This is a genomic window from Entomomonas sp. E7T21 (assembly GCF_058693955.1).
The window spans coordinates 2,890,174-2,915,044 of record NZ_CP191672.1 but is presented as its reverse complement, the minus strand read 5'-3'; the positions used below and the strand labels follow the sequence as shown (position 1 = coordinate 2,915,044).

Below are 24,871 nucleotides of genomic sequence, written 5' to 3'. Positions count from 1 at the left end.
TTTAGCAAAATAAATAGGATTATACTAAATCATTGATTAACATTTGCTGATCAAAGACTAGTTAAAGAGTGTTAATTGGATATTAATATCTTTTAAATCAATTACACGAGTACCAATGCCTAATAGTCTAACGGGTTTATTGCCACGTTCAAAAGCTTGTTTAAGTAAGGTCTGATAACTTGTTAAGTCAAGAGGAGCACCTTGTTGTTCTAAGGTTGTTTGAGTAAAGTCATGGAATTTTACTTTAACAAAAGGTTTTCCTGTTTTATAACTGCTATCTAACCGTGCTATTCGATTGTTTAATTCGAGTATTAACTCAGGTAGTTTTGTAAGACAATGTTGCAAGTCGGGTAAATCTTCTTCGAAAGTACGCTCTACACTCACTGATTGACGACGGTGTGTTTTAACTGGACGATCATCTATACCTCTGGCAAGATGCCAAAGTCTTTCTCCAAAACTACTAAATTCTCGCAGTAGTTCTGAACGACTCCATTGTCTTAAATCATAGCAAGTGTTAATGCCTAATTGATTTAATTTAGCCGCTGTTACTTTGCCTACACCATGTAGTTTATGAACAGGTAAGTGAAGAATAAAGTCATCCATTTTCTCAGGTGTAATAACAAATAAGCCACTGGGTTTTTTCCAATCACTGGCAATTTTAGCTAAAAATTTATTGGGAGCTACACCTGCAGAGGCAGTAATACCAATTTCTTGTTGGATACGTTGTTGAATTATTTTGGCAATACGTGTAGCACTATTGTTATAGAGAGGGCTATCAGTAACATCAAGATAGGCTTCATCCAGTGATAGAGGCTCTATAATTGATGTGTAATCTTGAAATATTTGATGAATTTGTTTTGATACCGCACGGTAGACATCAAAACGTGGCCTAATAAAAAGTAAATCAGGGCAAAGCTTATAGGCTTTTTGGGATGACATAGCAGAGCGGATACCATAAGCTCTAGCTTCATAGTTACAAGTAGCTACCACTCCACGTTTGTCGGGTGTACCACCAACTGCAATAGGTTTGCCGACAAGTTTTGGATCATCACGCATCTCAATAGAAGCATAAAAACAATCACAATCGATATGAATGATTTTTTTTAAAGAGGAGTTGGTCATTAGCTAATTGTAAGTCAAAACATTAAAAGGAACTAAAAAAATCAATAGTGATATTTAATTAAATATAAAGCAATATAATTTAATAATAGAGCTAGTTATGGGATAAGCGCTATTGGTTATTTTAAGCTTTCTAATATAGCAAAGGTAGACTGTAAGCACTAACGTTCTACCTTTGTATTATAGGTTAAAGAAAAGGTATTTATTCGCGGTAATAATCATGACGATTACTGCCATCGAAAACAGCCTGTTTTAAGGCAACATTTCTTAAAAGCTATGCCCAGAACCACAAGGACAAGGATCATTGCGTCCTAGTTTTTCTTCTAAAACTTTATCGCCATGAACAGTGCGAACTAAGCCTCGTTTGACGTTGGTTTCTGATGGGAAGCCTTTGCGGCGTTTGCTGGTTGGCTCAAAAAAAGCCTTTATTGTTAAAAGTACTCATGATAGTTCTCCTTTTAGTAAGAGACTTAAATGTGATGTTAGCTACTTTTAGCTAACTGAATCATTATAATGGTTATTAGTTATTATATAAATGATATTATAATAACTTTAACAATCTAATTAATCGGCAAGGAATATTGATGACTGTGCCTTACTATATACAACCACAAGATGTTACTAAGCTATCAATATGGCAAGCATTAACTGAACATTATCAGTTAATGAAAAACTTTGATATGCGCCAAGCATTTGCTGAAAACTCTAAACGATTTCAAGAGTTTTCATTAGAGGGTTGTGAGTTACTGTTTGATTATTCTAAAAATTTGATTACTAAAGAAACCATACAATTATTAGTAAAGTTAGCTAATGATGTAGGTGTGGAGCAAGCAAGAGAAGATTTATTTTCAGGGAAATTTGTTAATGCTTCAGAGAATAGAGCAGCCTTACATACTGCACTAAGAAGACCTTATGGCGATCAAGTATTTATTAATGATGTAGATATTATGCCAGAGGTACATCAAGTTCTGCATCAAATGACAGAATTGGTTAATAGTATACATAATAAATTATGGCGTGGCTTTACAGAAAAGCCTATTACAGATGTAGTTAATATTGGTATTGGTGGTTCATTTTTAGGCCCGATGTTGGTATCTGAAGGATTGCTACCTTTTGCCCAGAAAGGAGTAACTTGCCATTATTTAGCGAATATTGATGGCAGTGAGTTTAGGGAAGTAGTTGCAGAATTAAATGCAGAAACGACACTATTTATTGTATCGAGTAAATCATTTGGTACGTTAGAGACATTAAAAAATGCTCAAGCAGCAAGATGTTGGTTTTTAGCCCAAGGTGGCTCAGAAAAAGATTTAGCAAGACATTTTATTGCAGTTTCTTCTAATGTAGAGGCTGCTGTTGAGTTCGGTATTGCTAAAGAAAATATTTTCCCTATGTGGGATTGGGTAGGGGGACGTTATTCCCTATGGTCAGCAATAGGTTTGCCCATTGCATTAAGTGTTGGCATGTCTAACTTTAAAGAGTTATTGGCTGGCGCTTATATGATGGATCAACACTTCTTAACGGCGCCTTTTGAAAAAAATATGCCTGTATTAATGGCATTGTTGGGCGTTTGGTATAGTAATTTCTTTGATGCGCAGAGCCATGCTATCTTACCTTATGACCATAATTTAAGAGATTTTGTAAGGCATCTACAACAATTAGATATGGAGTCTAATGGCAAAGGTGTACGTCAAGATGGTAGCCCTTTAACAATTGATAGTGGGCCTATTATATGGGGCGGTGTGGGCTGTAATGGACAGCATGCATATCATCAATTATTACATCAGGGAACACGGTTTATTTCTGTTGATTTTATTGTGCCTGTGGTCAGTGCTAATCCATTAAATAATCATCATCAATGGTTATATGCCAATTGTTTAAGTCAAAGTCAAGCATTGATGCTAGGTAAAAATAAACAACAAGTCGAGCAAGAGCTAAAAGAAAGAGGTTGTTCAGCAGAACAAATAGAAAAATTAGCACCTCATAAAGTTATTCTAGGTAATAGGCCTTCTAATACGCTAGTGTTAGAGCGTGTAAGCCCGCGTAGTTTAGGTGCATTAGTAGCCTTATATGAGCATAAAGTATTTGTGCAGAGTGTTATTTGGGGAATTAATGCATTTGATCAGTGGGGTGTAGAACTAGGTAAGGAGTTAGGGCTAGCTGTTTATAAAGGATTAACAGATTATCAACCTGTTCCTGCTGAGGATACTTCTACCCAAGGATTAATTAATTATTTCCGTAATCACCATAGAGGTTAGTGTAGCATTGCTATTATTAGTTAAATAACAAGAATATTATTTGTTATTTAACTATGTGTAGCTATTAATTCTAGTACGCCATTAATGACAAACTGTACACCCATACAGACCAGTAAAAATCCCATTAAGCGAGAGATAGCTTCTACACCACCTTTACCAATCCATTTCATAATAGTATTAGCACTGCGTAAGCATAACCATAAAAGAATAGATATGGTTAAGAAGATAAAGATAGGTGCTATTTTAAGTATGATAGGGGAAAAAGTAGCTTGCGTTTGGATTGTCGATGCACTACTAATGATCATTGCAATAGTTCCTGGGCCAGCTGTGCCTGGCATAGCAAGAGGAATAAAAGCAATACTATCTTTATTCTGAGTTTGTAGTTCAGCAACAGTTGATTTAGTAATGTCAAAGCCTATTTCTTTGGTGGGAAAAAGCATTTGAAAACCAATGAATGTAACAATTAAGCCCCCTGCAATACGTAAGCCAGGGATAGAAATACCAAGGGTATTCATGACTAACTGGCCGCCATAAAAAGCTACTATCATAATAATAAAAACATAAATGGCAGCCATTAATGCTTCGTGATTTATTTGTTTAGTGGTCATTCCTTGTGATAATCCTAACAGTAATGCAACTGCTGTAATAGGATTAGCTAATGGCAATAAAATGGCTAACCCAACACCTATCACTTGGAACAACTCGAGAATAGTAGACATGAAAAAGCCTTATAGTAATTTTCCAATGTATATTGATTATTATTGGTATTGTAACTGTTAAAAAGTAATTATGATTTTAAAGTTTTTTCATTATATTTAAAGCTACGTGGAAAGTAAGTAAGCACATCAGGATTAGTTAATCGATAAATTTGTGCAGGTCTGTTAGTGGCAGGTCGCATTTTGTTAGTTACAGGCTCCACTAAATTGGTGGCGAGAATACGTGTACGAAAAGAGCTTTTATCAAGGTGGCGGTCTAGTACTATTTCATAGACTTTTTGTAAGTCAGGTAAGGTAAACTCATCAGGTAGCAAATAAGCAGGCAATGAGGTGTATTCTACTTTTGCTTGTAATCGTTGAATGGCATTACTGAGTAATTCGTTATGGTCAAAAGCGAGTTGTTTTTGAATATTGTCATTTGTGATAGGAAACCAAGCAACTTCAGCTGCATTGCCACCCTGTTGTAAAATAACCTTATCAGCACTTAATAATGCAAAATAAACATGGGTAACAGACCAACCTCGAGGATCACGATCTTTACTACCCCATGCACCTACCTGTTCAAGGTAAGGACTATTAACATTAGTTTTTTCTTTTAATTTACGTAAAGCACAAGCATTTAAATCTTGATCAATAGTGACATCTAAAAAGCCACCAGGTAATGCCCAACAATTAGCAAAAGGTTCTTGTTCATCATTAGGTCGTTTAACCAGTAAAACCTGCAATTTGTCATCTTTAACTGTAAAAATAGCAATATCTACTGTTACTAGAGGGCGTACAATAAAATCTAAAAAGCCTGTAGGTTTTGATTTAGATGCTTGTTTTGACATGTTTATATTCTTTTATTAATTAGAAAACTATTAGTATTATAGTACAACTAATTAAGATTTAGATACTAATTAGTATTGATAGAGTTTTCATACTAAATAATTAACAATAGATTATTGTTAGTTCATTTTGTTAATAGGTCAAAATAGCTTCAGCTAGGGCAAGATCGGAAATATGATCCGCTACAGAATAGTTTTGACGAAGATGCTGTAAAGCTACTTCTAGATATACACCTAGTACTTTGCCATTTGTCCCTACAAAAGTGGCAGCATCATTTTGTGCTTGTTCAATAATTTTATCCCGCTTGGTAGTATCGGTGGATGCTGATGATCCTGATGTACCCGCTGTACTACCTGAGGTGGCAATGTTGTTAATGGCATTAGTGGTAGCACCAAATGCAAATACTTGTACTGAAAATAAACAACCTAACACAAGTAATAATAGTTGACGCATGTTTTACCCTTAGTGAATGAATAGTCTTTTTTAGTATAGCGCGTTTTTTAGAAATACAATATTAGCTATTAATGAATATAAGGTCTGCTTTGTAGAATAAATATTGTTCCTTGTTTTACAGCCCACTCTATATCTTGATCCTGAGAATTAAAAAGATATTTTATTTGTCGGGCTATTTTTGCTAGATTAACAATTAATTGCTCATTGAGTATTGATTGGTCACTATCCAAAGGCTGTTCTACAACCCCTCCATCTTTGGCCAATTTTAATGCCGTTTTTTCATCAGACAAAGAGAGCACTTGAATTGCTTTTGACCATGAAGAATACATCACTTGTTCAGCGATTGCTTTTCCCTCTACGACTTTAATGCCTAAACCATACTTGGCTGCAATATAAGTAATATAGGGTCTTGTCTTATTAAATGGGTCTCGTGTAATCATAACCCCAGCCTTATCTGTATCTATAGCGACTTGAATAAGTACACTCATTTTAATAAGGTCATCAGATAACCTTAATATTTGCCTTGTTTCATAGGCTTTATAGTTGTAGGTTGAAGCCCAAACAGTTTTAACAGCTTTCGCTAGGGATTCTCTATCAATCACATTAGCTACACTGGTATATAAACCAGCACTACTAAAGTTAGGTAAATCTTCAGAGTTAGAAGAGCTACGTACAAAGATAGCTTTACCTGCTAATTGGCCTTGCCATTGCTTAACCCATTCATTTAACAGTTTATTAGGAATAGGGGTATCAATAATTTGTTGTCGAAATAAAGCCAATTGATGTTGGCGGTATTGTGAGTTATTTTTAAATTGAGGTTGATTCTCTAATTGTGCAAGTTGTTTAAATAAACCATGTTGTTGCATAAATAGCTGGTATTGACCAAAAGGAATACAAAAACCATCAGGAATATTTATAGCAGGTAATTTATGAGAGATCTCACCTAAATTAGCGGCTTTACTACCACAATAAATACTATCTTTGATAGTGAGTGTTTTTAAGGGAAATAGTTTTAATTGAGTGGTGTTAGTATTAGTTTTGGCTACAGTAATTACTTTGGTGGCAACCACTGTTTGCTCACTAGCTTTAATAGTATAGTTAGAGGTATTAACTTGTAGTTCTATCCATTGGTTTTCATATTGCTTAAGTTCTTCAGCTGCATTTTTGATATAGGCATTAGGTATCTTCCAGCTTTTAGCAAGTAAGTTAACATGAGAAAGTACTGTGGAAGGTTGTTCAGTAATAATAGCTGCAACTGGCGGTAAAGCAATAGGTGTTTCTTTTAAAATAATAATGTCAGAGCTAGTTAAACTTGTTAAATCTTGTTCTGATGTAATTAGTTTTAATTTTCCTACAGCAGTTCCTTGATTTAGCGCCAAGAAACTTTGTTGTTGAATAAGTTGCTGTTGAGTGAAGTAATGGATATTAGCTTTTTTAGTTGTTTGTTCTTGAGTAGTAGAGTTTGTTTTAAAGACAACGGCATCAAAGAAAGTTTGTTTGATGAGTTGCTCCGTCAATTGCAGTTGTTCAGCAGAAAGTGTATCTCCTTCCCAAAACTCATAAGTATATTGTTTGATACTTTGTTGCCAGCTTAATGTACCTAGTAAGAAACGTCTTTTAGGGCTTAAATAATTAGTGTTGAGTTCTGTACGAGTTAGTTTTTTCTTAACAATTACTTGTTGTAAAAAGTTCTCATGGAGTTCATAAAAAGGGGTATTTAAATAATAAAGGTGATTATTATTTTTTAAATCAATAACAAAAAGTATATGAGGAATTTCATAAAGTGAGCCAAGTTCATAGGTTCTCGCCAATTGTTGGAAGATATTTTGATCCTTTATGGAGGAAATATAAGTTATTTTAGGCGTAGGTCGTTGATTTGCAACTGAGCGAGGTAGTAGATTTCCTATTTTTGATTGTTGATCGTAATAAGAGGGTTTGCGTGCAGTTTGTCCATATAAAGGAAATATTAGGTTAATTAAGAATAATGTTAGAAAACTGTAACGTAGCATGACCTTTACCAATTGTTAAAAATCCTTTATGGCAATTAATACTGTCTTAGTTTGCAAAATAAGACAATTCATTTTTTATTGTATAACTGCAACTTTAAGTCGTTATTAATAATTTAAATCTATTGAATAAGGGTTTTTCATGAATTTGCTTATTGTTGTTCATGTTCTATTAATTTTTCTGCAAAAAACTTGGTAATGATTATTCAACTTTAGTCAAGAAGGTGTGTATTTACTGATTTTTATGCAGATTGTACTTGACTGATGTTGCATTGGTTTCTATAGTGTGCATAAGTGGTGTAAAGTGGTGAAAAAGGGTATAAAGTGGTTAAATAATCTCTTTTAGTGGTAAAGAAAGTAAAAATGAGGATTAAATAATTGTTTCGCGGAGCTAATGCAGTCAGTTTAGACGCTAAAGGTCGTGTAGCGATGCCTAGTCGGTATCGTGACGAGCTAAGTGTGCGCTGCTCTGGTAAGCTTATTGTAACAGTTGATGCTGTTGATCCTTGTTTAAATATTTATCCATTACCTGAGTGGGAGTTAATTGAGAATAAGCTCCGCCAAATGCCTTCTTTACGTGAAGAAACCCGTCGTTTACACCGTACTTTGATTGGTAGTGCTCAAGATGTTGAGTTGGATGGTAATGGTCGTTTTTTAATACCTCCTCGTTTAAGAGTACGAGCAGAGTTGGATAAGAAAGTTGTTTTAGTAGGACAACTGAATAAGTTTCAACTTTGGGATGAAGATACATGGAATGCTATTGAATTAGATGATATGGCAGCCATAAAAGAAGCTGGTGGTTTACCAGAAGAATTACGTGACTTAATTTTATAACGACCATGACAACACAAAATTTTACTCATACAACGGTGTTGTTGAATGAAGCCGTTGAACAGCTAGCCATAATGGCAGATGGTTGTTATGTGGATGGTACTTTTGGTCGTGGCGGGCATAGCCGATTGATCCTTAGTCGGTTAGGTAAGCAAGGTCAGTTAATAGGATTTGATAAAGATCCACTTGCCATTAATACAGGAAATTTATTAATGGCTGAGGAAAAACGTTTTTCTATTATTCAAAATTCTTTTGCAGCAATGAAAGAAGAGTTAGAAAAGCGTGGTTTAGCAGGGAAGGTATCAGGAGTTTTATTAGATTTAGGTGTTTCATCACCACAGTTAGATGATGCAGGTCGTGGCTTTAGTTTTAATCAAGATGGTCCATTAGATATGCGAATGAATCCTCTGTCAGGTGTCAGCGCTAAAGATTGGATAGCATCAGCCAGTGAAGATGAAATTAGCCGAGTACTTAAAGAGTATGGTGAAGAGCGTTTCGCTAAAAGAATGGCGAGAGCGGTTGTTCAGAGAAGGGAAGTCAAACCATTTGAGCGGACATTAGATTTAGCTGAAGTTATAACAGTAGCTAATCCTGCTTGGGAAAAAGGTAAACATCCAGCGACTCGTGCATTTCAAGCAATTCGTATCTTTGTAAATAATGAGTTAAGCGATTTAGAACACGGTTTACAAGCAGCACTTGATGTACTAGCAGTTGGTGGTCGATTAGTGGTAATTAGCTTTCATTCATTGGAAGATCGTATTGTAAAGCAATTTATGCGGAAGCAGGTAAAAGGTGAAAAAGACCAATTACCAAGGGATTTACCAATACAGGTAGAACCTTTTGAGGCAAAGTTACACATAATTGGTAAGCCAATTTATGCTAGTGAGCAGGAAGTAAAAAATAATCCTCGCTCTCGTAGTGCTGTATTAAGAACTGCAGAGAAGTTAAGGTAATGGATAAAAAGCAAAGTGCCATGCCAAAAGGTAGTTTATTAATGCTAATACTTTTTATTGCTGTATTGGTTTCAGCAGTAATGGTTATTTATACCAGTCATAAAAATAGACAACTGCTTAATGAGCTTTATCAAAATATGTGCCTTTACAATAAGGCGCAAGCAGATTGGGGCAGATTAATTTTAGAGCAAAGTACTTGGACGGCTTATAGCCGTGTTGAGAAAATAGCAGTTAATCAGTTAACCATGCATATTCCTGTCCCAAATGACGTAAGGATAATAGGCCAATGACAGCCAATGAAAATAGTTATCCAGGGCGTTTCAAATTTGTATTAGTGTTATTGGCACTGATGGTGGGAGCTATTGTTTGGAAATTGCTCGATCGTCATGTTATTAATAATGAGTTTCTTAAACTTCAGGGTGATTTAAGATCTGTACGCTACATGCCGATTTCTGCTCATCGTGGTATGATTACTGATCGCAATGGCCAATACCTTGCAGTAAGTACACCTGTTATTACTTTATGGGCTAATCCTAAAGAATTGTCACAGATGCCAGATGAGTGGCCTAAATTGGCAAGAGCATTAGGGCAAGATGTTAAAACATTATCAGAAAAAATTAAAAAGAATGATGATAGGGAGTTTATTTATCTTGCTAGGGGGTTAGACCCTGATAAGGGAAATGAGATCTTAAAACAAGATTTTACTGGCGTATACTCCCTTGAGGAGTATCGTCGTTTTTACCCTGCAGGAGATACAGTTTCTCATTTAATTGGTTTTACTGATATCGATGATAAAGGTAGAGAAGGGGTTGAGCTTGCTTATGATGGTTGGTTAACAGGCGTTTCTGGAAAGCGTGAAGTATTAAAAGACCGTCGTGGCCATTTAATTAAAGATTTACAAATAGTAAGCCATGCTAAACCAGGTAAGCAAATTCAGTTATCAATTGACTTAAGATTGCAATATCTTGCTATTCGTGAGCTGCATTATGCGATGGAAGAATATGGTGCTAATTCAGCTAGTTTAGTATTGATTGATATTAAAACAGGTGAAATTTTAGCATTAGCTAATCAACCTACTTATAACCCTAATAATCGTAGCCAGTTAAAACCAGAAGAAATACGTAATCGCGCGATGCTAGACGCGTTTGAGCCTGGTTCAACAGTAAAGCCTTTTTCCATGGCAGCAGCTTTAGCAACAGGACGTTGGAAGCCAGAAGATACTGTCAATGTTACAGGTGGGCAGTTAAAAGTTGGACACTATACAATTAAAGATGTATCGCGAGCTACTATTTTAGATTTAACAGGTGTTTTAAAGAAATCTAGTAATATTGGGATGAGTAAGATTGCCTTTGATATTGGTGCTGAACCCATTTATGAAACAATGAGAAAAGTAGGCTTTGGTGAAACTACAGGCTTAGGATTTCCAGGTGAATCAACAGGTTCTTTACCTGTTCACCGTAAGTGGGGACCAGCAGAAACGGCTACTTTATCCTATGGTTATGGTCTTTCAGTAACACCCATGCAGTTAGCTCATGCATATGCAACGTTAGCTAATAATGGTGTCAGTTTACCTCTTTCTTTGGTTAAGAGACATGAAGTTCCAGTAGGAACACAAGCTATTGATCCTAATATATCTAAAACTGTGCTTAAAATGTTACAGGCTGTAGTTGAAGATGAGGGTGGTGTGTTTAGAGCGCGTGTTAATGGCTATCACATAGCTGGTAAAAGTGGTACAGCAAGAAAAACTATTGTCAATAAGGGGTATGGTGAAAATCATTATCGCTCGTTCTTTGCAGGCATAGCACCAGCAAGTAATCCAAGATTTGCAATGGTGGTAGTGATTGATGAACCAACTAAAGTTGGCTATTTTGGTGGCCTGATAGCAGCTCCTGTTTTCAGTAAAGTGATGTCTGGCACATTGCGGATGATGAATATTACTCCTGATAATTTATTGGCGAGTGATCAATCTATCGCACAGTTTTCTAACTCAAGGAGGTAATGATGTTACTTAATCAGTTATTACCTCAAGTACAAAAGCCTATTGAAATAACAGGGCTTAAGTTAGATAGCAGAATGGTGCAGCAGGGTGACTTATTCCTTGCTGTCAAGGGTACTCAGCAAGATGGTAGAGACTATATTGAACAGGCTCTCCACAAGGGTGCATTAACTATCGTATATGATCCTGAAGATTATCAGTTAGCAGATTCTATAGTTAATCAGCACCCTTACGCTGAGTTTATTGCAGTAAAAAAATTACAATACCATGTATCTGATATTGCAGGTCGTTTCTATGGTGAACCAGCAAACCTATTACGTTTGATAGGTGTTACAGGTACTAACGGTAAAACAACAGTTACTCAACTAATTGCTCAAGCATTAGATTTGTTAAATGAACCTTGTGGCATTATAGGTACATTGGGTACAGGATTTTGGCAAAGATTACAGCAGGGTAAACAAACAACACCAGATGCGATTAGTGTTCAAGCTAGTTTAGCTAAGTTATTACAAGAAGGCGCTAAAGCCGTTGCTTTAGAGGTTTCTTCCCATGGTTTAGATCAAGGACGTGTTGCAGCATTACCCTTTAAAGTGGCCGTGTTTACTAATTTAACAAGAGATCACTTAGATTATCATGAAACATTAGAAAACTATGCTGCTGCTAAAGCTAAGCTTTTTGCTTGGGATAGTTTACAAGCCAGAGTAATTAATCAAGATGATACTTATGGTAAGCAGCTAGTAAACCAAAATAATCATAAAGAGTTACTTACTTATAGTATTGAAGATACAACCGCTGATTTGCACTGTACTAATATTTTATTCAATGAGCGGGGTGTTACAGCTAACTTAGTTTCACCACAAGGAACAGGTTTGTTACAGAGTCAGCTTATTGGACATTTTAATTTAAGTAATGTGCTAGCGGTTGTTGGTAGTTTGTTAGGGTTAGGCTATGAGTTTGCCAAAGTATTGACGATAGTGCCACAGTTAAAAGCGCCTGCTGGCAGAATGCAATGTTTGGGTGGTAATGAAAAACCTTTAGTCATTGTGGATTATGCACATACGCCAGATGCTTTAGAGCAAGTCTTAACAGCATTAAAGCCCCATGTTAAAGGTAAATTATGGTGTGTCTTTGGTTGTGGTGGTAGTAGAGATAAAGGCAAGCGTCCACTTATGGCAGCCATTGCTGAAAGATTAGCAGACCAAGTAGTGGTAACAGACGATAATCCTCGTGAAGAGATAAGCAGTGCCATTATTAATGATATTTTAAAAGGCTTTAATAGTACCCAGTCAGTACAAACTATTGCTGATAGACAACAAGCTATTTTACAAACTATAGCTCAAGCAAAATCAGACGATGTAGTATTAATAGCAGGTAAAGGCCACGAAGATTATCAGGAGATAAATGGTGAGCGCAGCCATTTCTCTGATACAGAACAGGCTAACCAAGCATTAAAGACTTGGGAGAATAAATAATATGATTAAACCAATGTCACTCGCACAGTTAGCAACTTTATTAGAAGTTACATTGATTGGTGATAGTGTAAGTTTTGATGCTGTGTCAATTGATAGTAGAACCATTAATAAAGGTGAGTTATTTATTGCTATCTCTGGTGAAAATTTTGATGGTCATGATTATGTGGCTAAAGCGGCTGAAAATGGTGCCGTTGCTGCTATGGTTGAATGTCCCGTGGATGAGGTGAATATTCCACAATTAGTTGTTGGCAATACTAGATTGGCCTTAGGGAAACTGGGTGCATTGAATCGACAAGCTTTTCAAGGAAAAGTAATTGGTATTACAGGTTCTAGCGGTAAAACAACCGTTAAAGAGTTTGTTGCAAGTATTTTAAGTAAACAGGGAACTGTACATGCTACTCAAGGTAATCTAAATAATGATTTAGGAGTACCTTTAACATTATTGCAATTAACAGCAGAACATGAATTTGCTGTTATTGAGATGGGTGCTTCAGCAATAGGTGAAATTAGCTATAGTGTTAATTTAGTAAAACCTGATGTTTCGGTATTAAATAATGCTAGTAATGCCCATGTTGGTAAGTTTGGTAGTTTAGAAAATATTATTGAAGCCAAAGGTGAAATTATTGATGGTTTAGATGCTAATGGAACAGCCATTCTTAATTTAGATGATCCTTCTTTTGCTATTTGGAAAAAACGAGCAGGGCAACGTAAGGTGATTAGCTTTGCTAAACAAAATAACCAAGCTGATTTTTATTCAAGTGATTTAAGTCGTAATAGAAATGGTTGCCAATCTTTTACTTTGCATAGTCCTGTTGGTGAAATGGATATTCAATTAAATGTTTTAGGGCAACATAATGTTAGTAATGCATTAGCTGCGGCAGCTGCTTGTTATGCAATAGATATTGACTTAGCAGTTATTAAAGAAGGTTTAAATGCACAGCTATCTGTAAAAGGGCGCACTAATACTTTCTTAGCATTAGGTGGCGCACGTGTTATTGATGATAGTTACAATGCCAGTCCTGCTTCAGTAAAAGCTGCAATTGATTTATTAGCGGAGTTTACGGGTAGAAAAATACTGGTATTAGGTGATATGGGTGAGCTAGGCCAATGGGCTGAGCAAACTCATCAGCAAATAGGTGATTATGCTAAAGATAAAGTTGATATTTTATATGCCATAGGGCCATTAACTACATTTGCAGTTAAAGCATTTGGTGATAAGGCTTATCATTTTGAAACTAAAGAAGAGTTATTAAAAGCATTGGTTGTTCACGATGATGTGAACAATATAATTTTGGTAAAAGGATCACGTAGTATGGGGATGGAAACATTGGTTAGTAACCTTTGTGGTTCTGCAGAAGGAATTCATTAATGTTAGTTTGGTTATTTAGTTTCTTACAAGAAAATGTGCACTCAGGATTTGGAGCATTTCTATATCAATCTACACGAAGCATTATGGCTGTGTTAACTGCTTTATTATTAGCTTTATTTTTAGGGCCTTGGATGATTCGCACTTTAAAGAATCTGCAAATTGGTCAAGTAGTACGTGAAGAAGGTGTTAAAGAGCATTTATCAAAAACGGGTACACCTACCATGGGAGGTGTGTTGATTTTAAGTTCTATTACTATCAGTACATTATTATGGGCAAACTTAGCCAATAAATATGTATGGGTAGTTATTGTTGTTACTTTGTTATTTGGTGCTATTGGCTGGGTTGATGATTATCGTAAAGTGATAGAAAAAAATACCAAAGGATTACCGAGCCGTTGGAAGTATTTTTGGCAGTCAATATTTGCCTTAGGGATTGCTATATTTTTATATGTAACAGCAGCCAAGGGCTCACAAGATACCTCTTTATATTTACCTTTTTTAAAACATGGTATTTATCCATTAGGGATGTTTTTTATTGTATTTGCTTACTTTGTCATTGTGGGTACTAGTAATGCGGTCAATTTAACAGATGGTTTAGATGGTTTAGCTATTATGCCTACTGTATTGGTAGGTGGTGCATTAGGTATTTTCTGTTATTTGTCAGGTAATATGCAATTTGCCAAATATTTATTAATACCTTATGTACATGGTTCAGGTGAGTTAGTTGTTTTTTGTGCTGCTATGATTGGTGCAGGTTTAGGTTTTCTTTGGTTTAACACTTATCCAGCACAAGTATTTATGGGTGATGTAGGCTCATTAGCATTAGGTGCTGCGTTAGGCACTATTGCGGTGATCGTTCACCAAGAGATTGTATTATTTATTATGGGCGGTGTTTTTGTGATGGAAACATTATCAGTCATTATCCAAGTAGCCTCTTTCAAATTAACAGGAAAGCGTGTTTTTAGAATGGCGCCCATTCATCATCATTTTGAGTTAAAAGGTTGGCCAGAACCACGTGTGATAGTGAGATTCTGGATTATTACGGTAATTTTAGTATTGATTGGTTTAGCTACCTTAAAGATAAGGTAATAGAGTTTTTTATGATTACTACGACTGACTTTTATATCGTTGTTGGCCTTGGCAAAAGTGGTATGTCGTTGGTTCGTTATTTGGCGAGTCAAAGGGCATCTTTTGCTGTGGTTGATACCCGTAGTAGTCCACCAGAGTTAACTACATTAAAAATAGAGTATCCACAAGTTGAAGTACAGTGTGGTGAATTAAATGTAGAGTTTTTGTGTAAGGCTAAAACATTGTTTGTAAGCCCTGGACTTGATTTAAAAACTCCTGCTTTACAAACAGCGGCAAAACGTGGTGTTAGGCTATCTGGTGATGTTGATTTATTTTCACAATTAGCAAAAGCTCCTATTGTAGCTATTACAGGTTCTAATGGGAAAAGTACTGTTACCACATTAGTCGGTGAAATGGCGAAGGCAGCAGGAAGAAAAGTTGCGGTAGGTGGTAATCTTGGTGAGCCTGCTTTAAATCTTTTAGCAGACGATATTGATTTGTATGTTTTAGAACTTTCTAGTTTTCAATTAGAAAGTTGCCAACAGCTAAATGCTGAAGTAGCCACATTATTAAATGTGAGTGAAGATCATATGGATCGTTACTCTGATCTAGCTGCATACAGTGATGCTAAACAGCGTATTTTTTTAGGTGCTAAGCAAGTAGTTGTAAATCTGGATGATCTATTATCTATCCCTAAAAAAGCACTAACTACAGCAGTTCGTTGGGAGTTTACTACTAAACTAGCTAAGTCAGATTTTACAGGCTTTAAATTAGATTCTTTGCAGGGTGATGGTTGGATTATCTTTAATAATGAGCCATTGTTGCCATTAGATAGATTAAAAATTAGAGGTAGTCACAACTGGTCTAATGTTATGGCTGCTTTAGCATTAGGGCATGCCGTAGGTTTATCTTTTGAAGCTATGATAGAGGCCTTAGTAAACTTCAAAGGTTTACCTCATCGTTGTGAATGGGTTGCAGAAAAAGCTGGTGTGGTTTACTACAATGATTCTAAAGCGACTAATGTAGGTGCTGCTTTAGCAGCAATCGATGGGTTAGGTAGGGATATTACTGGCAAGCTAGTGTTAGTTGCTGGTGGTGATGGTAAAGGTGCTGATTTTAATAGCTTAAAAGAGCCGATTGAAAATTATTGTCGAGCAGTTATTTTATTAGGAAAGGATGCTCCTTTAATAGAGAAAATTTTAGATACAGCGATACCAAGAATATATGTAAGTAGTATTGAACAAGCAGTGGCAGAAGCCTCTAAACTTGCTCAAAAAAATGATGCGGTATTATTAGCGCCTGCTTGTGCTAGTTGGGATATGTTTAAAAACTTTGAAGAACGAGGCCAGCTGTTTGCAGAAGCTGTAAAGGGGTTAAGTGAATGAAACTGTCCATCGTTTGTTTAAATCCTTCACCTATTTATAGCCGACGTGGTTTTGATGTCGATTTTCCATTATTGGCTGGTTGCTTATTATTATTGGGTTTAGGTGCTGTAATGATTGCCTCTGCTTCTTCTGAGGTAGCATCAGCACAAACAGGTAATACTTTTTATAACTTAACAAGGCATTTGGTTTACCTCGCTATTGGCATTTTGGCTACAGCAAGTGTTTTAGTGGTACCCATTAAAGTATGGCAAAAGTACAGTGCTCATTTGCTATGTGTGGCAGTGGTGTTATTAGTAGCTGTATTAATCCCAGGCATTGGACGCAATGTGAATGGTGCAAGCCGTTGGATTGGCGTTGGCTTATTTAATATTCAACCTTCTGAGCTAGGAAAGTTATTTGCTGTTATCTATTTAGCAGGCTATTTGGTTCGCCGTAAAGAACAAGTTAGAGATACATGGTCAGGTTTCTTTAAACCTTTTGTCGTGTTATTACCGGTGGCTTGGTTATTCCTATTAGAGCCAGATTTTGGAGCAACAGTGGTAATGATGGGCGCTGCACTTGCTATGTTGTTCTTAGGTGGTGTGAGCCTGGGACGTTTCTTATTAATGGTATTAATGAGTATTGGTGCCGTAGTATTTTTGGTTTTAACGCAAGAATATAGAATGCATCGTTTGATGAACTTTACAGACCCTTTTGCTGATCAGTTTGGTTCTGGCTATCAATTAACCCAATCATTAATTGCTTTTGGACGAGGGGATTTTTTGGGATTAGGTCTTGGTAATAGTATTCAAAAACAATTTTATTTACCAGAAGCACATACAGACTTTGTATTTGCTGTGTTGGCTGAAGAGTTGGGTTTAGTAGGCTCTCTATGCACTGTTGCACTATTTGTGTTTGTTGGTGTGAGGGCATTAATTATTGGTTTATGGGCAGAGCGTGAAAAACAATATTTTTCTGCTTATGTAGCTTACGGCATTGCCATGTTATGGCTTGGTCAATTTATTATTAATGTAGGGGTAAATGTTGGGTTATTACCTACTAAAGGTTTGACCTTACCATTTTTAAGTTATGGTGGTAGTTCTTTGGTTATTTGCTGTATTTGTTTAGGAATATTACTACGAATTGATTGGGAAAGACGTTATCCAGAGCCTGAACTATCTTACGTGTTTACTGATAAAGATTTTCCAGAAGAATCTTCGGAGGTGAAACATGGTCGCTAAAAATATATTAATTATGGCAGCAGGTACTGGTGGTCATGTATTCCCTGCGTTAGCCTGCGCTAAAGACTTTCAGGAAAGAGGTTATAACGTTCATTGGCTTGGTACACCCAAAGGCATGGAGAATGAACTGGTGGCTAAAGCAGGCTTACCAATTTATCAGATTAATGTGACAGGATTACGTGGTAAGAGTCTTACTACATTAATAAAAGCTCCTTTCTTATTGTTAGGCGCATTAAGACAAGCTCGTAAGCTGATTAAAGAAATAAAACCAGTATGTGTGGTTGGTTTTGGTGGTTTTGTGACTGGCCCTGGTGGTCTAGCTGCAAAGTTAGTTGGTATACCATTAATTATTCATGAGCAGAATGCCAAAGTGGGCACTGCTAATCGTTATTTAGCAAAAATGGCAACCCGTATTTGCCAAGGTTTTCCTAATACTTTTGTGAATAAAGAGCATTTAATTACTACGGGTAACCCTGTACGCAAAGAGCTGTTTATTGAGCAGTCTAAAGAATCCATAGTTGATCGTAAAGTGAGATTGTTAGTAGTTGGTGGAAGCTTAGGGGCTGAACCACTTAATAAGTTATTACCTGAAGCTTTGGCATTGCTTGATGATTCAATTCGTCCAGAGGTCTTTCATCAAGCAGGTAAAAACCATGCTGAAGTAACCAAAGAGCGTTATCAAAAAGCAACAGTCGAAGCTAAGGTAGAACCATTTATTACTGATATGCAACAAGCCTACAGTTGGGCTGATTTAGTGGTTTGTCGGGCAGGTGCTTTAACAGTGAGCGAGTTAGCTGCGACAGGTTCAGCTGCTATGTTAATTCCTTTACCCCATGCTATTGATGATCATCAGAGTTTTAATGCTGATTATCTTGCTTGTAAAGGGGCTGCAATCAAATTGATACAAGCTCAGTTAACACCACAAGTTATGGCTGATCATTTACAAACATTATTAAAAAATCCTGAAAAATTGAGAGAAATGGGAAAAATCGCCAAAAGCTTAGCGAAACCTAAGGCTACTAGTGACGTGGTTGATACCTGTTTGGAGGTAGCCAATGGTTAAAAGTCGTTATGAAGTTTTACAACCTGAATCACGTCGTATGCGTCGTATGCGTCGTGTTCATTGGATTCATTTTGTTGGTATTGGTGGTTCTGGAATGTGTGGTATAGCTGAGGTATTGTTAAACCTTGGCTATAAAATATCAGGTTCAGATATTAAAGTATCGCCTGTTACTGAGCGCCTAAAGAAAATGGGCGCGACAATTTATATTGGTCATTGTGTTGAGAACCAAGCTAATGCGAGTGTGCTTGTGGTTTCTAGTGCCATTAATACAAAAAACCCAGAGGTAGCCGCTGCATTGGAACGACGTATACCTGTTGTACCTAGAGCTGAAATGTTAGGTGAGCTGATGCGATATCGTTATGGTATTGCAGTGGCAGGCACACATGGTAAAACTACGACAACAAGTTTAATTGCTTCAGTTTATGCAGCAGCTAAATTGGACCCTACTTTTGTAATTGGTGGCCGTCTAAATGCAGCAGGGACTAACGCGAAGTTAGGCGGCGGTCAGTACCTTATTGCAGAAGCCGATGAAAGTGATGCTAGTTTCTTGCATTTACAGCCAATGGTAGCAGTGGTTACTAATATTGAAGCTGACCATATGGCTACTTATGATGGTGACTTTAATAAATTAAAGAAAACTTTTATTAGCTTTTTACATAACTTGCCATTCTATGGTTTAGCAGTGATGTGTATTGATGATCCTGTTGTAAGAGAGATTATCCCTCAAATCAGTCGTCCAATTATGACTTACGGTTTTAGTGAGGATGCAGATATACGTGCGGTTGATGTTTATCAAGAAGAGTTGCGTACTTATTTTACTATTTTAAGAAAAGGTTATGAGCCATTAAAAGCGGTGGTAAATCTGCCTGGTAAGCATAATGTGTTGAATTCATTAGCTACTTTAGCTATTGCCTCTGATGATGGTATTAATGATAGAACTATCTTAGCGGGTATTAGTAAGTTTGAAGGTGTTGGTAGACGTTTTCAAGTGTATGGCGAGTTACCTGTAGATGGTGGAACAGTGATGGTAGTAGATGATTATGGGCATCATCCTACAGAGGTGGCAGCAGTTATTCAGGCAGTGCGTGATGGCTGGCCAGAACGCCGTTTAGTAATGCTTTATCAACCTCATCGTTATACCCGTACTCGTGATCTGTATGAAGATTTTGTACAGGTGCTATCGGGTGTTAACTTGTTATTATTAATGGAGGTTTATCCTGCAGGGGAAGATCCTATCCCTGGTGCAGATAGCCGTCAATTGTGTGGCAGTATTCGCCAACGTGGTGTACTAGATCCAATTTATGTAGAACGTGATACTGATATTGTAGATGTGGTTAAGCCTATTTTAAGACCTGGTGATATCTTACTTTGCCAAGGGGCAGGCGATATTGGCGCTATAGCAAGCCAAATCATGAAGAACGCAAAATCTTTTATCAGTGAACCAGTTAAACCTTTGAAAAAAGGGAAAAAGAAAAATGAAAAAATATAATCCTATTGATTTTGGCAGAGTTGCTGTTTTTTTCGGTGGTGAAAGCGCTGAAAGAGAGGTTTCTTTAAACTCTGGAAAAATGGTATTACAAGCCTTATTAGATGCAGGCGTTGATGCATTCGCTGTTGATACAAAAGGTGATTGGTTAGCCAAGTTTTTGTCAGAAAAAGTGGATAGAGTCTTCATTATATTACATGGTCGCGGTGGCGAAGATGGTTGTATTCAAGGCTTATTAGAAACATTGAAAATTCCTTATACAGGAAGTGGTGTATTGGCTTCTGCATTGGCAATGGATAAGTTGAGAACCAAACAAATATGGTCAAGTTTTGGTTTGCCTACTCCTAAATATGCAGTGTTAACAACAGAAGAAGATTGTCAGCAAGCAGCGCAGTCACTAGGTTTTCCAATGATTATTAAACCAAGCCATGAAGGTTCTAGTGTAGGAATGGCAAAGGTTAATAATGTTGATGAGTTAATAGCTGCCTGGCAAAGCGCATTAACTTATGACGCTGAAGTATTAGTTGAAGAATGGGTGACTGGAGCTGAATTTACGATAGCTGTAGTAGATAATCAGGTTTTGCCACCTATTCGTTTAGCAACGCCTCATACTTTTTATGATTATGATGCTAAATATAAAGCGACAGACACTATTTATCAAATTCCTTGTGGCTTAGATGAGGAAAAGGAAAAAGAGCTACAAGCATTAACGCTTAAGGCTTGTCAGTTAATAAATATAGAGGGTTGGGGACGTGTTGATGTGATGCAGGATCAACAAGGTAATTTTTATTTGTTAGAGGTTAACACTGCACCTGGTATGACAGACCACAGTTTAGTTCCTATGGCAGCAAAAGCTATTGGGATGGATTATCAACAGTTGGTATTAACCATATTAGCTACTACTTTGGTGCAAGGAGGTTAAAATGTTAAATGTAAGATTAAGACATGGAGAGCCAGTAGCACTTTGGCGGCAGCGTGCTAATCAGCGTGGAGCAAGTCGAGCTATGCCTAAAAAAGGTGTAGTGACTACTTTAAAATCAATGGCTGATTATTTAAAAATAGCAGGTTATTTGTTATTAGCTGTTGTTTTTGCAATTTTGGCTTACAACGTTGCTAATAAAGTGATTGCTTATGTAAATCAACCTATATCAAAAGTAAGTATTTTAGGTGATTTGGGTTATATTGATCAGCAAGACTTACAGAAACGTATTGAACCTTTGGTAAGTACAGGGTTTTTAAATGTTGATTTAGAAGGTTTGCGTAATAAACTTGAAAATACTCCTTGGATTTCTCATGTGGAAATAGAGCGTGTTTGGCCAAATGAATTAAAAATTGAGTTAAATGCTCGTCAACCTATCGCCCGTTGGGGAGAGGATGGACTTTTAAATAATGTGGGCGAACCTTTTGTCGTTAAGGATATTTCTGCTTATAAATCATTGCCCTTGCTAGATGGGCCAGAATATGCACATGCTCAAGTTATGCAACAGTATCAAATTATTAGCCAATTATTGAGGCCAATGGAGCTTGCTATTACTTCGTTGACTTTAACAGAACGAGGTAGCTGGTCATTAACTACCAGCACAGGTCTTGAGCTAGTGCTTGGTAGTGGGGATGTTGCTGAAAAAATTAAACGTTTTAGTAAGGCTTATGAGATTAATTTAAAAGCTAAAATGGATAATATTGCAAGGGTTGATATGCGATACAGTAATGGCTTAGCTGTAGCATGGAAAGATCCAAGTAAAGAAATTGATACGAATAATGCTACTAAGATAGTAGCAAGACAATAAAAAACTATTCATAATAAGCCATTTGTTAGATACAAAATGATTAGTTTAGGTATTTAAGAAATGGCAATATTTGTCATTATTTTGAGTGAAGTGCCTAGAGGAGAATAGAGAGTCTTATGGCGCAAGAACAAAGTAGCAAAATGATCGTTGGCTTGGATATTGGTACTTCTAAAGTAGTAGCTTTAGTGGGAGAAATTTCGCCAGATGGTCAAATAGAAGTAGTAGGTATTGGATCACACCCTTCTCGTGGTTTGAAGAAAGGGGTAGTGGTGAATATTGAATCTACTGTTCAATCTATTCAGTATGCTATTGATGAAGCTCAGCAAATGGCAGGTTGCCAAATATTTTCTGCTTATGTTGGTATTGCAGGCAATCATATTCGTAGTTTAAATTCGGATGGTATTGTTGCTATTCGTGAAGGTGAGGTTACTAGAGCTGATATTGAGCGTGTATTAGACTCAGCAAAAGCGGTAGCTATTCCAGCAGACCAAAGAGTATTGCATACCTTACCCCAAGATTATGTGATTGATAATCAAGAGGGTGTGCGTGAACCGTTAGGTATGTATGGTGTACGTTTAGAAGCTAAAGTTCATGTGGTTACCTGTGCGGTGAATGCTTCACAGAATATTGAGAAGTGTGTAAGACGGTGCGGTTTAGAAGTCGATGATATTATTTTAGAGCAACTAGCCTCCTCTTATTCAGTGTTAACTGAAGATGAAAAAGAGTTAGGTGTTTGTTTGGTTGATGTGGGTGGTGGTACTTCTGATATTGCTGTTTACACTGAGGGTGCTATACGTCATACATCAGTGATTCCTATTGCAGGGGATCAGATTACCAATGATATTGCAATGGCACTACGTACGCCAACTCAATATGCAGAAGAAATAAAAATTCGTTATGCTTGTGCCCTTGCGAAATTAGCAGGTGCTGGACAAATGATTAAAGTTCCTAGTGTTGGTGAGCGTCCACCTCGTGAGCTTTCTCGACAAGCATTGGCAGAGGTAGTAGAGCCTCGCTATGAAGAACTATTTAAATTTGTGCAAAAAGAATTACGCCGTAGTGGCTATGAAGATATGATTCCTGCAGGTATCGTAGTAACAGGCGGTACAGCTAAAATGGAAGGGGCAGTGGAGCTGGCAGAAGAAATTTTCCATATGCCTGTTAGGTTAGGTATTCCTTACAATGTGAAAGGATTAGAAAGTGTGATTCATAATCCTATTTATGCAACAGCAGTTGGTTTATTGATATATGGTGCTCAGCAACAATTAGAAAGTGGTAGTGTTGAGCATAATAAAGTTAATAGAGAAAGTTTTTCAATGTTTGGTCGTTTAAAGAAGTGGGTACAAGGTAATTTTTAGTATTATTTTGGCTTATATTGGTAGTTATTCGTTGATTGAAATTAAATTTATCAACATTAATCACAAAAACTTTGATTTTTATACTAAGATAGTACAAGAGAACACTAGATATTCCTGCTATCTAACGTTAGAATAACAAGATATAGACGACAAGGCATGTTGTTTCGGTTTAGGAGAGAGGCAATGTTTGAGATGGTAGAAGCCCAGCTTAATGCGGTAATTAAAGTTATTGGTGTCGGTGGTGGCGGCGGTAATGCTGTGAACCACATGATTCGTAGCAATATTGAAGGTGTTGAATTTGTTTGTGCTAACACAGATGCGCAAGCATTAAAAAGTGTTACTGGCGGTGCAATTCTTCAATTAGGTGCTAATATCACTAAAGGATTAGGTGCAGGTACTAACCCTGATGTGGGTAGACAAGCTGCTTTAGAAGACCGTGAACGTATTGCTGAGGCACTACAAGGTGCTAATATGGTATTTATTACCACTGGCATGGGTGGTGGTACAGGTACAGGTGCAGCTCCCGTTATTGCACAAGTTGCTAAAGAAATGGGAATTTTAACTGTTGCAGTAGTGACTCGCCCATTCATCTTTGAAGGTCGTAAACGTAGTAAAGTAGCGGATCAGGGAATTGATGCGCTTGTAGAACATGTTGACTCTCTCATTACTATCCCTAATGAAAAATTGATTACTATCTTAGGTAAAGATGTTAGTTTATTAACAGCTTTCGCTAAAGCCGATGATGTACTTACAGGTGCTGTGCGTGGTATTTCCGATATTATGCAGCGTCCTGGTTTAATCAATATCGATTTTGCTGACGTTAAAGAAGTAATGAGTGAAATGGGTATGGCGATGATGGGAGCAGGTAGTGCTAGTGGTCCTAATCGTGCTCGTGAAGCTGCGGAGGCTGCTATTCGTAACCCATTACTTGAAGATATCAATTTACAAGGTGCACGTGGTGTATTAGTAAATATCACAGCTAGCGATATGACAATTGGTGAGTTCAATGATGTAGGTGAAATCATTGAAGATCTAGTTTCTGATCATGCAACAGTTAAAATTGGTTCTGCTATTGATCCAACTATGGGTGATGAGTTAAACGTAACTGTAGTTGTAACTGGTTTAGGTCAAGAAATGAGCAGACCAGTGAAAGTAATTGATAATACCATTCCTACTGTGAATGCAGTTGAATCATCTACAGCTACACGTTCTGAAAACTTATCAGAAACTAATTATCGTGATTTTGATCGTCCAACAGTAATGCGTAATCGTGGTGCACATGGTAATGCAGCTACCAATTTGGAAGCACAAGACGATTTAGATTATTTAGATATTCCAGCTTTCTTAAGAAATCAAGCTGATTAATCTATTTATTGTAGTAGTGTAATAATAGCGTTATAGGTAATAATCTATAACGCTATTTTATTTTTTCAATGGCTTTTCAGGGTTGTAAGGGTGTTCAGTTAAAGGGCAATCTGCTATTATTGATAGCAATTCGCATTTTGCT

The 24,871-nt window shown here is 36.8% G+C and carries 22 protein-coding genes; 16 read left to right on the top strand and 6 right to left on the bottom strand.

What is annotated here, in order from left to right:
* Window positions 1–57: 57 nt before the first annotated feature.
* Both dinB and ACQVD9_RS13795 read right to left on the bottom strand, forming a co-directional pair.
* Window positions 58–1,122 (bottom strand): DNA polymerase IV, encoded by a 1,065-nt coding sequence (gene dinB / locus ACQVD9_RS13800; protein WP_264746518.1) that lies wholly within the window; start codon window positions 1,120–1,122, stop codon window positions 58–60.
* 264 nt (window positions 1,123–1,386) lie between these two features.
* A complete protein-coding gene (locus tag ACQVD9_RS13795) occupies window positions 1,387–1,548 on the bottom strand; it encodes an SEC-C metal-binding domain-containing protein (protein WP_413774181.1) in 162 nt (53 codons plus the stop codon).
* 161 nt (window positions 1,549–1,709) lie between these two features.
* Between ACQVD9_RS13795 and pgi the strand changes: the two genes are divergently transcribed.
* Complete coding sequence (gene pgi / locus ACQVD9_RS13790; RefSeq protein WP_264747798.1) at window positions 1,710–3,374, top strand: glucose-6-phosphate isomerase; 1,665 nt, start codon at window positions 1,710–1,712, stop codon at window positions 3,372–3,374.
* Window positions 3,375–3,421: 47 nt separating this feature from the next.
* On the opposite strand, the gene ACQVD9_RS13785 is transcribed toward pgi, so the two are convergent.
* The 4 genes from ACQVD9_RS13785 to ACQVD9_RS13770 all read right to left on the bottom strand — a co-directional run bounded on the left by ACQVD9_RS13785 (window position 3,422) and on the right by ACQVD9_RS13770 (window position 7,380).
* A complete protein-coding gene (locus ACQVD9_RS13785) occupies window positions 3,422–4,084 on the bottom strand; it encodes a MarC family NAAT transporter (RefSeq protein ID WP_264747797.1) in 663 nt (220 codons plus the stop codon).
* 77 nt (window positions 4,085–4,161) lie between these two features.
* Complete coding sequence (locus ACQVD9_RS13780; RefSeq protein WP_264746517.1) at window positions 4,162–4,920, bottom strand: NUDIX hydrolase; 759 nt, start codon at window positions 4,918–4,920, stop codon at window positions 4,162–4,164.
* Window positions 4,921–5,050: 130 nt separating this feature from the next.
* Window positions 5,051–5,371 (bottom strand): DUF2388 domain-containing protein, encoded by a 321-nt coding sequence (locus tag ACQVD9_RS13775; RefSeq protein ID WP_264746516.1) that lies wholly within the window; start codon window positions 5,369–5,371, stop codon window positions 5,051–5,053.
* A gap of 68 nt (window positions 5,372–5,439) precedes the next feature.
* Window positions 5,440–7,380: a PEP/pyruvate-binding domain-containing protein gene (locus ACQVD9_RS13770; RefSeq protein ID WP_264746515.1), complete on the bottom strand. Its 1,941-nt coding sequence runs from the start codon at window positions 7,378–7,380 to the stop codon at window positions 5,440–5,442.
* 375 nt (window positions 7,381–7,755) lie between these two features.
* On the opposite strand from ACQVD9_RS13770, the gene mraZ reads away from it, so the two are divergent.
* From mraZ to ftsZ, 15 genes are all read left to right on the top strand, one after another.
* The gene (gene mraZ, locus ACQVD9_RS13765; protein WP_264746514.1) at window positions 7,756–8,211 is read left to right on the top strand and encodes a division/cell wall cluster transcriptional repressor MraZ; all 456 of its coding nucleotides are present in this window, start codon (window positions 7,756–7,758) and stop codon (window positions 8,209–8,211) included.
* Between the two features lie 5 nt (window positions 8,212–8,216).
* The gene (gene rsmH / locus ACQVD9_RS13760; RefSeq protein ID WP_264746513.1) at window positions 8,217–9,161 is read left to right on the top strand and encodes a 16S rRNA (cytosine(1402)-N(4))-methyltransferase RsmH; all 945 of its coding nucleotides are present in this window, start codon (window positions 8,217–8,219) and stop codon (window positions 9,159–9,161) included.
* Complete coding sequence (gene ftsL / locus ACQVD9_RS13755; protein ID WP_264746512.1) at window positions 9,161–9,451, top strand: cell division protein FtsL; 291 nt, start codon at window positions 9,161–9,163, stop codon at window positions 9,449–9,451. The genes rsmH and ftsL overlap by 1 nt, the downstream gene beginning before the upstream one ends.
* Window positions 9,448–11,160 (top strand): peptidoglycan D,D-transpeptidase FtsI family protein, encoded by a 1,713-nt coding sequence (locus ACQVD9_RS13750; protein ID WP_264746511.1) that lies wholly within the window; start codon window positions 9,448–9,450, stop codon window positions 11,158–11,160. The genes ftsL and ACQVD9_RS13750 overlap by 4 nt, the downstream gene beginning before the upstream one ends.
* A gap of 2 nt (window positions 11,161–11,162) precedes the next feature.
* Window positions 11,163–12,629, top strand: coding sequence for a UDP-N-acetylmuramoyl-L-alanyl-D-glutamate--2,6-diaminopimelate ligase (gene murE / locus ACQVD9_RS13745; RefSeq protein WP_264747796.1), 1,467 nt, complete (start codon window positions 11,163–11,165; stop codon window positions 12,627–12,629).
* Between the two features lies 1 nt (window position 12,630).
* The gene (locus ACQVD9_RS13740; RefSeq protein ID WP_264746510.1) at window positions 12,631–13,998 is read left to right on the top strand and encodes a UDP-N-acetylmuramoyl-tripeptide--D-alanyl-D-alanine ligase; all 1,368 of its coding nucleotides are present in this window, start codon (window positions 12,631–12,633) and stop codon (window positions 13,996–13,998) included.
* On the top strand, window positions 13,998–15,086 hold the full coding sequence (mraY, locus tag ACQVD9_RS13735) for a phospho-N-acetylmuramoyl-pentapeptide-transferase (protein WP_264746509.1): 1,089 nt from the start codon (window positions 13,998–14,000) through the stop codon (window positions 15,084–15,086). Before ACQVD9_RS13740 ends, mraY begins: the two co-directional genes overlap by 1 nt.
* 11 nt (window positions 15,087–15,097) lie before the next feature.
* The gene (gene murD, locus ACQVD9_RS13730; protein ID WP_264746508.1) at window positions 15,098–16,450 is read left to right on the top strand and encodes a UDP-N-acetylmuramoyl-L-alanine--D-glutamate ligase; all 1,353 of its coding nucleotides are present in this window, start codon (window positions 15,098–15,100) and stop codon (window positions 16,448–16,450) included.
* Complete coding sequence (gene ftsW / locus ACQVD9_RS13725) at window positions 16,447–17,670, top strand: putative lipid II flippase FtsW (protein WP_264746507.1); 1,224 nt, start codon at window positions 16,447–16,449, stop codon at window positions 17,668–17,670. The genes murD and ftsW overlap by 4 nt, the downstream gene beginning before the upstream one ends.
* On the top strand, window positions 17,660–18,733 hold the full coding sequence (murG, locus tag ACQVD9_RS13720) for an undecaprenyldiphospho-muramoylpentapeptide beta-N-acetylglucosaminyltransferase (RefSeq protein WP_264746506.1): 1,074 nt from the start codon (window positions 17,660–17,662) through the stop codon (window positions 18,731–18,733). Before ftsW ends, murG begins: the two co-directional genes overlap by 11 nt.
* Window positions 18,726–20,222 carry a UDP-N-acetylmuramate--L-alanine ligase gene (gene murC / locus ACQVD9_RS13715; protein ID WP_264746505.1) on the top strand — a complete coding sequence of 499 codons (1,497 nt, stop codon included), beginning with the start codon at window positions 18,726–18,728 and terminating at the stop codon, window positions 20,220–20,222. The genes murG and murC overlap by 8 nt, the downstream gene beginning before the upstream one ends.
* Entirely contained in the window at window positions 20,209–21,141 is a 933-nt protein-coding gene (locus ACQVD9_RS13710) for a D-alanine--D-alanine ligase (protein ID WP_264746504.1), read from the top strand. Before murC ends, ACQVD9_RS13710 begins: the two co-directional genes overlap by 14 nt.
* A 1-nt stretch (window position 21,142) precedes the next feature.
* Entirely contained in the window at window positions 21,143–22,006 is an 864-nt protein-coding gene (locus ACQVD9_RS13705) for a cell division protein FtsQ/DivIB (protein WP_264746503.1), read from the top strand.
* Window positions 22,007–22,122: 116 nt separating this feature from the next.
* Complete coding sequence (gene ftsA, locus ACQVD9_RS13700; protein WP_264746502.1) at window positions 22,123–23,364, top strand: cell division protein FtsA; 1,242 nt, start codon at window positions 22,123–22,125, stop codon at window positions 23,362–23,364.
* Between the two features lie 183 nt (window positions 23,365–23,547).
* Window positions 23,548–24,729, top strand: a complete 1,182-nt coding sequence (gene ftsZ / locus ACQVD9_RS13695; RefSeq protein WP_264746501.1) for a cell division protein FtsZ — start codon at window positions 23,548–23,550, stop codon at window positions 24,727–24,729.
* The last annotated feature ends 142 nt before the right edge of the window (window positions 24,730–24,871 follow it).